Raw genomic sequence first — 11389 nt, 5'->3', positions numbered from 1 at the left:
AGCCTGCATCGAGCGCTTCGGCCGCATCGATGCGCTGGTCAACGCCGCAGGGCTGACCGACCGGGCCTCGTTCCTCGATGCCGATCTCGACGGCTGGGCCTCGCTGTTCGCGGTCAACGCGCGGGCGCCGTTCTTCCTCATGCAGGCGGCCATCGCCGACATGAAGAAGCGCGGAGAGCGCGGCGCCATCGTCAACATCCTGTCGATCAACGACCATTGCGGCTCGCCGGAGCTCGCCGTCTATTCCGCCAGCAAGGGCGCGCTGGCCACGCTGACCAAAAACGCCGCCAACGCCCATCGCTTCGATCGCATCCGCGTCAACGGCATCAATGTCGGCTGGACCGACACGCCGGCCGAACGCGTCATGCAAGCCGACACGCTGGGCAACGGGCCGGGCTGGCTCGATGCCGCCAACGCCTCGCAACCCTTCGGCCGCCTGTTCTCGACCAGCGATATCGCCAACCTCGCCGTCTTCCTGCTTTCGGATGCTGCCGGGCCGATGACCGGCACGCTCGTCGATCAGGAACAGTGGGTGATTGGGGCGAACCGGTGAGCGCCATCGAAACGCAAGCGCCTGCATGACGCATCTCGCCGTCGGCGATTTCACGGTTGCCATCAGAAATTTGTCGCGATGACGGTGACTGAAAAAGCCTATCGCATCATTCGCTCAAAGCACCCGCGCCGCCTCACAGCGCCAGGCTTCCCTGCTCCACCTCCTCGGCATTCGGATCTCCCGGTGCGGTGGCCCAGGCCAATTCGACCAGTGTCACGGTGCGCCGGCCTGTCCCGTCGAGTTGGCAGACGATGAGGCCCTGCTCCTCGATATAGGTCAAGAGGCGCCGGGCGCGGCGCAGCGAGTGCGAGCCGTAGGCGCGGGCGATCGCGGCGTCGCTCGGGCAAGGCCAGCCCTCCTTCGCCGCGCGGGCAATCATCATGAACACGCCCTGCATGTCGTCGGGCAGCAGCGACGCGCGGACGGAAACGTCCCGCCATGCGTCGTCCTGTGTCGTCTCTGACCCAAGGCCGGCCCGGGCGCGCGTCAGCATGCGGCGGAACTCCGGCAGGTCGGGCACGACCGAGGCCAGGCCTTCGATGCGGCAGCGGACCACGAACTCCTGATAGAGCACGCCGATCACGCGAAAACCCGCGTCGGGCTGCGCCAGGATGGCGCGCAGCACACGGTCCACGCGCTCGCGGCGCTCGGCCAGATCCTCGGCGCTGACTTGCGGCTCCGCCGGTTCGGGGCGGATTTCCAAGGCCGCCGACTTCGCCGCCATCAACTGGTCGAGCAGGTCCGGCGACGCCGGGCGACGCGGCGTGCGCACCGTTTCGGGCGGCGGCGCCGCCAGGATGATCGCGCGTGCATCCTCGAGTGCTGCTTCCGGCATCGCCATCAGCCGCGGCGTTCCGTTGCGCGGGCTCGTATCCGTCGGGCCGATGCGCAGGCCCAGCGGACGGCGCGACAGCGCCGGGCCGAGCGCCATGAACTGCCCGCGTTCCAGGTCGCGAAACGCCTCCGCCTGGCGCCGCTCCATGCCCAGAAGGTCGGCGGCACGCGCCATGTCGATATCGAGGAAGGTGCGGCCCATGAGAAAGTTGGACGCCTCGGCGGCGACGTTCTTGGCGAGCTTTGCCAGCCGCTGGGTGGCGATGATGCCGGCCAGCCCGCGCTTTCGGCCACGGCACATCAAATTGGTCATCGCGCCGAGCGAGAGCTTTCGCGCCTCGTCGGAAACCTCGCCGGCCACCGCCGGCGCGAACAGCTGCGCCTCGTCCACCACCACCAGCATCGGGTACCAGTGGTCACGGGCGACCTCGAACAGCCCGCCGAGGAAGGCGGCGGCACGCCGCATCTGGTTCTCGGCGTCGAGCCCTTCGAGATTGAGCACGGTGGAGACGCGATGCATGCGCGCCCGCTCGCCTGCCGCCTGCAGGCCGCGCTCGGTATGCTGCTCGGCATCGATCACCAGATGGCCGTAACGGTCGCCCAGCGAAACGAAGTCGCCCTCGGGATCGATGATGGTCTGCTGCACCCAGGGCGCGCTCTGCTCCAGCAGGCGCCGCAGCAGATGCGACTTGCCGGAGCCCGAATTGCCCTGCACCAAAAGGCGCGTCGCGAGCAGTTCCTCGAGATCCAGCTTCGCCGGGGCGCCTGCGGTCGTCTGTCCCATCTCGATCGCAACGGTCATCTCGACTCAGGCGCTCCTTTCGCAGACGGGCTTATCAACTGGGTCACGGCCCGTCGAGCGTGCATGACCGCCCGCGGCGTGTTGCGCACAACTGTGCAGGCACCGTCTGGAGGGGTCATCAGCCGATGCCTGGCGCAAACTTTGGGTTGACCCCTTCGGACCACGAGGCGACACTCCTCCCAACGCTACGAGTGCGAGGAGGAATGCGATGGACGAGCCCGAACGGTGGCGCCACATGTCGACGGCGCCGAAGGACGGCAGCCGCATCCTGGTCACTGTGCGTCCGTCCGAGCAGGGACCGGCGGAAGTCGACCTTGCCTATTGGTCGCGTGCCGACCAGTTCGCCTCGGAAGGCTGGCGCGCGTCGGACTCTTCGCCCGGGCGCGTCATCGAATACGCCGACCCGGAACTGAAATGCTGGATGCCGCTGCCCACCGCCAACCTTAGCCGCGCGTCGATGCCGGCGCCCTGGGAAGGCGAAGACGCCCAGCAGTTGGATGGGTCCGGGATTTGAGGGGCGCAAGAAATTGGCGAAAGCCGCAAAGCTGCCAATCTCCCCCCTCGTGGGGGAGATTAGCAGTTTCGTTGCCAGCTCGTTAAAACTTGCCTCTCAGAACAGGAACGCGGCTGTGGCGGGGTTGGGTCCGTTGCGGCCCTCGGGCGAATCCATGCCGCGGATCGTCTGCAGGTCCTGCGCATCCAGTTCGAAATCGAAGACATCGAAATTGGCGGCGATGCGATCCCTGCGGATCGACTTTGGAATGACGATCAGCCCCTCCTGGAGATGCCAGCGGATGATCGCCTGTGCGACGGACTTGCCATGTTTTTTGGCGATGCCTGCAATGGTCGGATCGCCGAGCAGCCGGCCGCTGCCCAGAGGGCTCCAGCTTTCGATACGGATGTCGTGCTTGGCATGAAAGTCCCTGACACCGCGCTGCTGGAACTGGGGATGCAGCTCGATCTGGTTGACGACGGGCGTCACACCGGTCTCGCCGATGATCCGCTCCAGATGGTCCTGGTTGAAGTTCGAAACGCCGATCGATTTGATGCGGCCGGCCTGCCTGAGTTCGACCAGCGTCTTCCAGGCCTCGACATATTTGTCCTGGCTGGGCACAGGCCAGTGGATCAGGAACAGGTCGATCTGTTCGACGCCGAGCTTCTCCATCGTCTCGTCGAAGGCGCGCAAGGCCGCATCGCGCTGGTGCGCGCCGTTGCGCAGTTTCGAGGTGATGAACAGCTCAGCCCGCGGCACGCCGGCACTGCGGATCGCCTCTCCGACCCCTTCCTCGTTCTGATAGCCTTCGGCGGTGTCGATCAGGCGATAGCCGGCCTCGATGCCCCAACCCACCACGTCGGCGGTGATGTCCTGGTCGACCTGCCACACACCGAGGCCGAGTTGGGGAATGGCGGAGCCGTCGTTCAATGCAATCTGTTCGGGCATGGTGGGCTGTTCAGGCATGAGGGATCCTTTGCAAAGCTGGGCCGGGCGTCCGCCCGGCGCACAGCCTATCTAGGTCCGACAAGGGGCAACGGCCAGCCGACAGCGGACAAATTGCCGTGTGAAGTGCGCCTGCAAGTGTGACTTCGGCGTCGGCCGCATCCTCACCGCGGCCGGCGCACCGCCCGCACCACCCCGGCGGATGTGCTGCCGCAATAAAGGCGGTCGCCGCCATCGGATTCCAGCCCCGACACGCCCATCCCGGCCGGCATGTCGAGCTTCTCCAGAACCTTGCCTGATTTCGGGTCGACGCGGCGCAGGTCGCTCTGGTCGCCTTCCCAGGTGGCGTGCCACAGCTCGCCCTCGACCCATGTCACCCCGGTGACGAAGCGGTTGGATTCGATGGTGCGCAGGATCGCACCGGTTTCCGGGTCGACCTGGTGGATCTTGCGTTCGCGGTATTGTCCCACCCAGAGCGTTCCTTCGGCCCAGGTCAGCCCGGAATCGCCGCCACCACCGGGCGCCGGAATAGTCGCCAACACCTGGCCGGTATCAGGGTCGATCTTCTGTATCAGGTCGTTGGCAAGCTGGAAGAAATGCTGGCCGTCCCAGGCGGTGCCGGCATGCGCCGCGACATCGATCGAGCGCAGGTTCTGCCCGCTCTCCGGATCGAAGGCGTTCAGCTTCTCGCCCGAGGCAAACCAGACATTGCTGCCGTCAAAGCTCACCCCATGCACCCTCTCCACATCGGCAAAGGGTCCGTATTCGCGCAGGATTTCGGCCGTTGACTGTTTCATGTCCTTGTCCTCATTGAGATCCGATGTCACTTCCTAACCGTTCGGCAGCGGGGCCGGGAGTAACAAGGTGGTCGTGAATCCCACCAGTGGAGGCGTCATCCAGCGGCGCGCCCGGCCGTGACCGAAAAACTGCACCTTGCCGGCCTCGCCAAGCTGCTCCAACGCCCGCTGCACGCTGCGCTGCCCGGTGCCAAGCGCCAGCGCCAACGCCGAACTCGCCCAGGATTCACCGTCGGCAAGGAAAGCCAGCACCGCCGCGTGCCGCTCCTCGATCGGCCGCGCCAGCACCAGCACCTCGCGTGCCTGGCGCGGCGCCAGCGCGAAGCCCTGGCTGGTGGCGCCGATGTCGGCCAAGCCCCGCAATTCGGTGCGCAGCCGGCCGATCTCGACCCGCAGCCGCGCCCGATGCGATTCATCGGCGTGCCTGCCGCCGAAGGCTTGCGCGATCAGCGTCGCCCTGGACACATCGCCTGGCCACGCTTCGGCGAGCGTACGGGCCAGCGCGAACAGAACCGGGCGCGTGGCCAGCGAGACCGTTTTCTCCTGTTGGCGCACGACATATCGGAAATTATCGACCAGCAGCGCCGGCGACGCCTGCAACGCCTCGACGTCCTCAAGCAGCAACGGGCGCTGCTCGCCAGCCGCGATCAGCCGCGCCGCCGGCGTGTCCAGCGCCAGGAATGCGCGGTCGACTTCAGCGATGAGCCCCGCAATGCCGGCCTGGCGGGCGGCGTGGCGTGCCCACTCCAACGCCCTGCGCGCCGGCTTCGTCTTGAGGCGCCGCATCGCGATGCCGGCGACGGCAAGTTCGTGGGCGGCGCGCGAGGCCGGCGGAAGCGGTGCCGGGTCGAGCCCCGCCAGCACGTCTTCGGCCTCGTCGAGACGGCCGATCAATAGCAGGCGCCGCACCTTGAGGTGGCCGGCATGCGCTGCGTTCAGCCGGTCGCCATGCTTTTCCAGCGTCGCCCGCGCCGCATCCAAAGCCTTGGCCGGCCAGCCGAGATCCCGCGAGACCAGCGCGATCTCGGCCTCGGCAACGACGCATCTGGCACGCGCTACCGCCTCTTTCGGGCCGAAGCCGCGCGCGGCACGCCGCAGCAGCGCCTTGGCGCGATCGAGATCACCGAGCTGCGCCATGGCAATGCCGCGCAGCGCCAGCGCCGGCGGGTCTTCGCGCAAGGCGACGCGATCCAGCGCGCCGAGCGGGTCGCCTCCGGCCAGTGCCAGCGCAGCCGCGGTGATCAGCGAATCCATTCAAATCCCGTCACACTTGTAACTCCCACCCTTGTGCGTCGCCGCCCTAACTTAAATCCGTACCGTCAACCGGCAAGCCGCATCGGCAACTATCGGCAACGCGCGGCACGCCAAGGGAGAACCGACAATGCCAACCGACACTCCTCTCCACCCGGCCGAAGGCACCGTGAGGATGCGCCACCCCTGCTGCGACGGGCCGGCTCCTGCAAATCCCGTCACACTTGTAACTCCCACCCTCCCGCTTCACCGCCCTATTCTGGCTGACAGCAAGCGACAACAGACTGGCAAAGGAGACGACCAATGACCAAGCACATCGCAATGAAGACCCCGCCGATCGTTTCGAGGCAGGACTGGGAAGCCGCCCGCGAACAGATGCTGGTGAAGGAAAAGGCAACACTGCGCGCCAAGGACGCATTGGCCGCCGAGCGCCGGCGCATGCCGTGGATGGAAGTCGACAAGGCCTATGTGTTCGAGGGACCGAACGGCAGAGCGAGCCTGCTCGATCTGTTCGAAGGCCGCCGCCAGCTGATCGTCTATCGCGCCTTCTTCGAGCCCGGCGTGCATGGCTGGCCCGATCACGCCTGCCGCGGCTGTTCGCTGGGCGCCGACCAGGTCGGCCACCTCGCCCATCTCAACGCCCGCAACACCACGCTTGCCTACGCTTCGCGTGCCCCGCAGGCCGACATTGCGCGGCTGAAGCAGCGGATGGGCTGGCAGATGCCCTGGTACACAATCACTGACAGTTTCGACAAGGACTTCGGTGTCGACGAATGGCACGGCCACAACGTCTTCATCCGTGACGGCGATCGCATCTTCCGCACCTACTTGATTAACAGCCGCGGCGACGAAGCGATGGGCACCGTCTGGAGCTATCTCGACGCGACGCCGCTCGGCCGCCAGGAAATCTGGGAGGATTCGCCCGAAGGCTATCCGCAGACTCCACTCTACTCCTGGTGGAACTGGCACGACAATTACGACGCCGGGGCCGACAAGAAATGGGAAGAAGTGTCTGCTGCCGGCGAGGCCGCATTCCGCGACAAGGGCGAGCAGTAACGGTTGTCCAGTCTGGGTTCCTCTCCCCACTCCGTGGAGAGAGGAACCTGTCGTGGCTGGCATGATCATCAAGGATCAAGGCGATGAGCGATATCCACACAGGTGCCGGCAGCACGATCCCAGAAGCCGCCACCCTCGGGCTGGCCGACTGGCTTTGCCTTGCCGCGGCACCGACCTTCGCCGTGATGGCGCTGCTCACCTGCATCTTCAGCGGCGATGCGGCCATGCAGTGCATGGGCACCGACGCCTCGCCCCTCACGGGCATGGCTGCGATGTATCTGCTGATGAGCGCCTTTCATCTGGCGCCCTGGCTGCGGGTGATCTCCGGCCGGCAGGCCCGCTAGGCCCTTCCAATTCTAGACACCCCACACATCGGAGAAGACAATGAGACTGGTCAGGCTGAGAGCGCCGGGCGGCTTGGGCAATCTCGACCTGGTCGAGGAAGATCCGCCCCAACCAGGGCCGGGCGAGGTGCTGGTCAGGATCCGGGCCTGCGCGTTGAACATGCGCGACGACTTTGCCGTGCAAGGCAAGATGCCTCTCGCCGACGGCCGCGTTCCGCTCTCCGACGGCGCCGGCGAAGTGATTGCCCTCGGCGACGGTGTCGATGCACTCAGGCCCGGAGACAGCGTCGTCAGCGTCTTCTATCCCTGGTGGCTGCGCGGTGACATGACGCCCTGCACCCGGCGCGATATTCCGGGAGACAGTTTCGACGGCTTCGCCAGCGAGTATGTCTGCATGCCGGCGCATGCTTTCACCAGGGCACCGGCAGGCTATACGCATGTCGAGGCGGCGTCGCTCACCTGCACGGGCGTTACTGCCTGGCGCGGCCTGATTGTGTGCGGCAAGGTGAAGCCGGGCGACGCAGTGCTGGTCCTCGGTTCGGGCAGCGTATCGCTGTTCGCGCTGCAATTCGCCAAGGCCGCCGGCGCCCGGGTCATCGCCACCTCATCCGACGAGCAGAAGCTGGAAAGGCTCAAGCGCCTCGGAGCCGACGCCGTCATCAACTACAAGTCCGTCCCGGACTGGGGCCGCAAGGCCAAGGATCTGACGGGCGGGCGCGGCGTCGATCACGTGATCGAGGTCGGCGGACCCGCCACGCTGGCGCAGTCGATTATCGCCTGCCGCACGGGCGGTCACATCGCGCTGGTCGGCGTCCTGACCGGCTTTGCGGCGGAAGTGTCTATCCCAGCCCTGTTTTCCAACCAGATCCGCATCAGCGGCATTTCCATCGGCAGCCGGGCCGACCAGGAGGATATGATCCGCGCGATAGAGTCCAACAGGCTGAAGCCCGTCATAGACCGCCACTTTCCGCTGCAGGACATCGCCACCGCCTTCGCTCATTACGAATCCCGAAAGCATTTCGGCAAGGTCTGCCTTGACGTTTGAGCGTTCTCCGCCAGCAGCACGATGAAGGGGACCGCCGGGGCCGCGCCTCGTCGTGATCCTGCCTAGGTCGCGATGTCGTTGACCGGCAGCAGGGGCTTGGGAAGGTCGCTCTCGCCGAGCCCGCTACGCAACTCGATCTCGATGTCGCGGCAGATCTGCGAGATCGGAACGTCGTTGGCATTGCCCTCGAACGGGTTGGCGCTGCTTTCGCCGACCTGGTCGAGAGACATGTAGGCCCAGCCGAGCAGCGTGCTGAACGGGATCGTCAGCCAGATCGCTATCGACCCGAGCGCGCCACCCAGTTTGCCCATATCGGCAAAGACGGGAACGACCCCGAACGGCAACAGTGTGCAGAAGATCATGACGAACATCGAACTGACGATGGCGTATTGCCGGGGATAGGGATTGTTCTTGATGCGATCGCAGCGCGCCTGCTGGTCATGGAAGTCGCGGATCAGCTTGGTCAGTTCGCCATAGATCTGAGGAGGGAGCTTTGTGTCCTTGAACAGCGCATTGACCTGGACAGATTGCAGTTCGAGCAGGGCTATCGCCGGCTGGGGCGATTTCAGGACGTCCTCGGCCTGTTCGGCGAGCAGCGGACGCAATTCGTCGCCGACCGAGCTCGCATCCTCATGGATACGGTAGCGCCGCCGGTATTCGATATTGGCGGCCCGCGCCATGGACTCCCATGGCATCGGCCGGCGCAGGGAAAAGCGCAATGCCGTCATCCAGGCGATGTGGCGATAGATGAGCTGTCTGGCCGTCGGCGCGTCGAGGAAATCCCTGCAGAAATTGGACCACAAACGGCTGCTGGCCGTAATTTGCGTAAAAGCCTGCAGCGCGTCGCTGCTGCGGGTGAACACCTGCGAATTCTTGAACCCGGCGACGAGTGACACGGTGGTGCCAAGCACCAGCACCACCGACCATGGCACCGAAAACCCGGCGATGCCTGGAAGACGGTAGGCCGCCACGGCCAGACCGCTCACCACCACCATGTAGATGACGCTGCGCCGCGACCACAGCGCGAAATCGATCAGTTTGTAGGAACGGCCTACATACATCGTATCCCCTCAACTCATCGATAGGTCTGGTTTTGCACGGCCGGAATCTGGTCGCCTCATTGTGCCTTTGCAGCCCCGAACCGCAACCCGTCCATCAACAGCTTGACCAGCCGGCGCGAGCGGTCGCGCCATTCGGGGGTGTCGGGCGCTGAATAGATGCCGCCCAGCGCGTGCAGCACGTCGGAAGCGTCGACGTCGCCGCGGATGGTGCCGTCGGCCACCGCCGCCTCGACCAGGCGTCGCAAGGCTTGCGACACCCGGCCGAACGTGTCGGAAAACAGCGTCGAATTGGTGGTGAGCACAATGCGCAGGCTGGTCGCCAGGCCGCGCTTGGTGGCGATGTAGTCGACGAAGCGCTGCATCCACTGTTCCAGCGCGACATCGGACGGATGTTTTTGGGCAAGCTCGCCGGCGGCCGCGCACAGCGCCTCCACCTCACGACGATAGACCACCTCGACCAGATGCTCGCGCGTCGGGAAATGCCGGTAGAGCGTGCCGATGCCGACGCCGGCGCGGCGCGCGATCTCCTCCAGCGAGCCATCGATGCCGCGCTCGGCAAAGACTGACACCGCAACCTCGACCAGCCGGTCGCGGTTGCGCCGCGCATCGGCGCGCAGCGGCTTTGCGTCTACGGCCTCGGCCTTCTGTTCAGCAATGGCGGACGGCTCGCTGGCCAATTTTTTCTCCACATCGTGTCAGGGGGCTTGAATCCGGCAGGGTCAGCCACCACGTAATAAACGGAGGCGCCTCCGTTTTAGTGGAGCACCTTTATCATATAATCAGGAGAACCGGTATGTCACGTCTTTCGAACACGCAAGCCGACATCTCCCCTGCCCGCCTGCCTCGCGGGAGATCCGCCATCTCCGCTTTCGCCGTCAAGACCTGACCGAACAGTTACCTTGCCCTTCTGCGGCAAGGCACCAGTTCAATCCCATCCGCGTCAAGCAACTGGAGCCAGACGCCCATGACCAGCCTTCCCATTACCCTCACCATCAATGGCCACCGACACCAACTGGAGGTCGATCCACGCGTAACCCTGCTCGACCTGCTGCGCGAGCGGCTCGATCTCACCGGCACCAAGAAGGGCTGCGACCGCGGCCAATGCGGCGCCTGCACGGTGCTGGTCGACGGCAAGCGCATCAACTCATGCCTGGCGCTGGCGGTCAGCCATGACGGCGCCCAGGTCTTGACCATCGAAGGCGTCGCCAACGGCGAGGAACTGCATCCGGTGCAGGCCGCCTTCATCGCCCATGACGGCTTCCAGTGCGGGTTCTGCACACCCGGCCAGATCATGAGCACGCTCGGCCTGATCGCCGAGGGACAGGCCGGCGACGATCCCGAACGCATCCGCGAGGGGCTGAGCGGCAACATATGCCGCTGCGCGGCCTATGGCGGCATCGTCGAGGCCGTCCTGGAAGCCCAGCAACAGCTTGTCAAAGCCGACCGGAGGACCGCGGCATGAGAGACTTCGATTACATCAGGCCCGCCACCATTCCCGACGCCATCGCCGCGGCAGCCGAGCCGGGCTCGGCCTATCTCGCCGGCGGCACCAATCTGCTCGACCTGATGAAAGGCGGCATCACCAGTCCCGAGCGTATCGTCGACATCTCCCGGCTGCCGGAACTCAACCGCATCGAACGGCTGGACGATGGTGGCCTGCGCATCGGTGCGCTGGTGCGTAACGCCGACCTTGCCTACCATCCGGCGTTCGCCAAATCCTATCCGGCGGTGGCCGAGGCGCTGCTGTCGGGCGCTTCGGCGCAGCTTCGCAACGCCGCCACCGTCGGCGGCAATCTGTTGCAGCGCACGCGCTGCAGCTATTTCTACGACACCGCCAGCGCCTGCAACAGGCGCCAGCCAGGCACCGGCTGCGACGCGCTGGAAGGCGAAAACCGCCTGCACGCCGTGCTCGGCTGGAGCGACGCCTGCATCGCCACCCACCCGTCGGATTTCTGCGTGCCGCTGGTGGCGCTCGACGCCGTGGTCGAGATCGAAGGCAAGAAGGGCCGGCGCCATGTTTCGCTGGAGGAATTTCACCGGCTTCCCGGCGAAACGCCGCAGCGGGAGAATGCGCTGGAGCCCGGCGACCTGATCGTGGCGGTGCGCCTGCCGGCGGAGGCCGCCTCCTTCTCCGCCAATGCCCGTTACCTCAAAGTCCGCGAACGCACCTCCTATGCCTTTGCCGTCGTATCGGCCGCGGCAGCGCTC

13 protein-coding genes are annotated in these 11389 nt (G+C 65.7%); 7 read left to right on the top strand and 6 right to left on the bottom strand.

Features of this window, described 5'->3' with window-relative positions:
* Positions 1 to 553: oxidoreductase (locus ENZ74_RS08875; protein WP_127312733.1), on the top strand; the 553-nt coding region annotated here is incomplete at its 5' end.
* A 133-nt stretch (positions 554 to 686) separates the two neighbouring features.
* Here the strand turns inward: ENZ74_RS08875 and ENZ74_RS08870 are convergent.
* Positions 687 to 2189: an ATP-binding protein gene (locus ENZ74_RS08870; RefSeq protein WP_013530715.1), complete on the bottom strand. Its 1503-nt coding sequence runs from the start codon at positions 2187 to 2189 to the stop codon at positions 687 to 689.
* A gap of 208 nt (positions 2190 to 2397) precedes the next feature.
* Between ENZ74_RS08870 and ENZ74_RS08865 the strand changes: the two genes are divergently transcribed.
* Positions 2398 to 2703, top strand: coding sequence for a hypothetical protein (locus ENZ74_RS08865; RefSeq protein ID WP_013530714.1), 306 nt, complete (start codon positions 2398 to 2400; stop codon positions 2701 to 2703).
* 96 nt (positions 2704 to 2799) lie between these two features.
* Here ENZ74_RS08865 and ENZ74_RS08860 read toward each other — a convergent pair whose 3' ends face one another.
* The 3 genes from ENZ74_RS08860 to ENZ74_RS08850 all read right to left on the bottom strand — a co-directional run bounded on the left by ENZ74_RS08860 (position 2800) and on the right by ENZ74_RS08850 (position 5678).
* Positions 2800 to 3630 carry an aldo/keto reductase gene (locus ENZ74_RS08860; protein WP_174299083.1) on the bottom strand — a complete coding sequence of 277 codons (831 nt, stop codon included), beginning with the start codon at positions 3628 to 3630 and terminating at the stop codon, positions 2800 to 2802.
* Positions 3631 to 3791: 161 nt separating this feature from the next.
* On the bottom strand, positions 3792 to 4424 hold the full coding sequence (locus ENZ74_RS08855; RefSeq protein WP_013530712.1) for a PQQ-binding-like beta-propeller repeat protein: 633 nt from the start codon (positions 4422 to 4424) through the stop codon (positions 3792 to 3794).
* Positions 4425 to 4457: 33 nt separating this feature from the next.
* Positions 4458 to 5678 carry a hypothetical protein gene (locus ENZ74_RS08850; protein ID WP_063168582.1) on the bottom strand — a complete coding sequence of 407 codons (1221 nt, stop codon included), beginning with the start codon at positions 5676 to 5678 and terminating at the stop codon, positions 4458 to 4460.
* A gap of 300 nt (positions 5679 to 5978) precedes the next feature.
* Here ENZ74_RS08850 and ENZ74_RS08845 point away from each other — a divergent pair, with 300 nt between their 5' ends.
* The 3 genes from ENZ74_RS08845 (at position 5979) to ENZ74_RS08835 (ending at position 8120) form a co-directional block, all read left to right on the top strand.
* The gene (locus ENZ74_RS08845) at positions 5979 to 6731 is read left to right on the top strand and encodes a thioredoxin family protein (protein ID WP_013530710.1); all 753 of its coding nucleotides are present in this window, start codon (positions 5979 to 5981) and stop codon (positions 6729 to 6731) included.
* 83 nt (positions 6732 to 6814) lie between these two features.
* Positions 6815 to 7075, top strand: a complete 261-nt coding sequence (locus ENZ74_RS08840; protein WP_024501661.1) for a hypothetical protein — start codon at positions 6815 to 6817, stop codon at positions 7073 to 7075.
* 40 nt (positions 7076 to 7115) lie between these two features.
* A complete protein-coding gene (locus ENZ74_RS08835; RefSeq protein ID WP_063168583.1) occupies positions 7116 to 8120 on the top strand; it encodes an NAD(P)-dependent alcohol dehydrogenase in 1005 nt (334 codons plus the stop codon).
* Positions 8121 to 8182: 62 nt separating this feature from the next.
* Here the strand turns inward: ENZ74_RS08835 and ENZ74_RS08830 are convergent, their stop codons facing one another.
* Both ENZ74_RS08830 and ENZ74_RS08825 read right to left on the bottom strand, forming a co-directional pair.
* Positions 8183 to 9181 carry a bestrophin family ion channel gene (locus ENZ74_RS08830; protein ID WP_063168584.1) on the bottom strand — a complete coding sequence of 333 codons (999 nt, stop codon included), beginning with the start codon at positions 9179 to 9181 and terminating at the stop codon, positions 8183 to 8185.
* 56 nt (positions 9182 to 9237) lie between these two features.
* Entirely contained in the window at positions 9238 to 9858 is a 621-nt protein-coding gene (locus ENZ74_RS08825; RefSeq protein WP_024501664.1) for a TetR/AcrR family transcriptional regulator, read from the bottom strand.
* 287 nt (positions 9859 to 10145) lie between these two features.
* Here ENZ74_RS08825 and ENZ74_RS08820 point away from each other — a divergent pair, with 287 nt between their 5' ends.
* Complete coding sequence (locus tag ENZ74_RS08820; protein ID WP_013530705.1) at positions 10146 to 10643, top strand: (2Fe-2S)-binding protein; 498 nt, start codon at positions 10146 to 10148, stop codon at positions 10641 to 10643.
* The coding region (locus ENZ74_RS08815; protein WP_164760974.1) for a xanthine dehydrogenase family protein subunit M at positions 10640 to 11389 on the top strand (750 nt) is incomplete at its 3' end. The genes ENZ74_RS08820 and ENZ74_RS08815, both read left to right, overlap by 4 nt.

The organism is Mesorhizobium sp. M7A.F.Ca.CA.002.15.2.1 (genome assembly GCF_003998715.1).
In the GTDB taxonomy this organism is placed as follows: domain Bacteria; phylum Pseudomonadota; class Alphaproteobacteria; order Rhizobiales; family Rhizobiaceae; genus Mesorhizobium; species Mesorhizobium ciceri.
Note: the sequence above shows the minus strand (reverse complement) of the source record. Positions and strands in the feature narration are given on the sequence as shown.

What these genes read in the sequence shown, in the direction of transcription:
- ENZ74_RS08860 (WP_174299083.1), bottom strand. Translation starts at nt 3,630, where the DNA reads ATGCCCGAACAGATTGCATTGAACGACGGCTCCGCCATTCCCCAACTC.
- ENZ74_RS08865 (WP_013530714.1), top strand. Translation starts at nt 2,398, where the DNA reads ATGGACGAGCCCGAACGGTGGCGCCACATGTCGACGGCGCCGAAGGAC.
- ENZ74_RS08855 (WP_013530712.1), bottom strand. Translation starts at nt 4,424, where the DNA reads ATGAAACAGTCAACGGCCGAAATCCTGCGCGAATACGGACCCTTTGCC.
- ENZ74_RS08835 (WP_063168583.1), top strand. Translation starts at nt 7,116, where the DNA reads ATGAGACTGGTCAGGCTGAGAGCGCCGGGCGGCTTGGGCAATCTCGAC.
- ENZ74_RS08870 (WP_013530715.1), bottom strand. Translation starts at nt 2,189, where the DNA reads ATGACCGTTGCGATCGAGATGGGACAGACGACCGCAGGCGCCCCGGCG.
- ENZ74_RS08820 (WP_013530705.1), top strand. Translation starts at nt 10,146, where the DNA reads ATGACCAGCCTTCCCATTACCCTCACCATCAATGGCCACCGACACCAA.
- ENZ74_RS08850 (WP_063168582.1), bottom strand. Translation starts at nt 5,678, where the DNA reads ATGGATTCGCTGATCACCGCGGCTGCGCTGGCACTGGCCGGAGGCGAC.
- ENZ74_RS08830 (WP_063168584.1), bottom strand. Translation starts at nt 9,181, where the DNA reads ATGTATGTAGGCCGTTCCTACAAACTGATCGATTTCGCGCTGTGGTCG.
- ENZ74_RS08845 (WP_013530710.1), top strand. Translation starts at nt 5,979, where the DNA reads ATGACCAAGCACATCGCAATGAAGACCCCGCCGATCGTTTCGAGGCAG.
- ENZ74_RS08840 (WP_024501661.1), top strand. Translation starts at nt 6,815, where the DNA reads ATGAGCGATATCCACACAGGTGCCGGCAGCACGATCCCAGAAGCCGCC.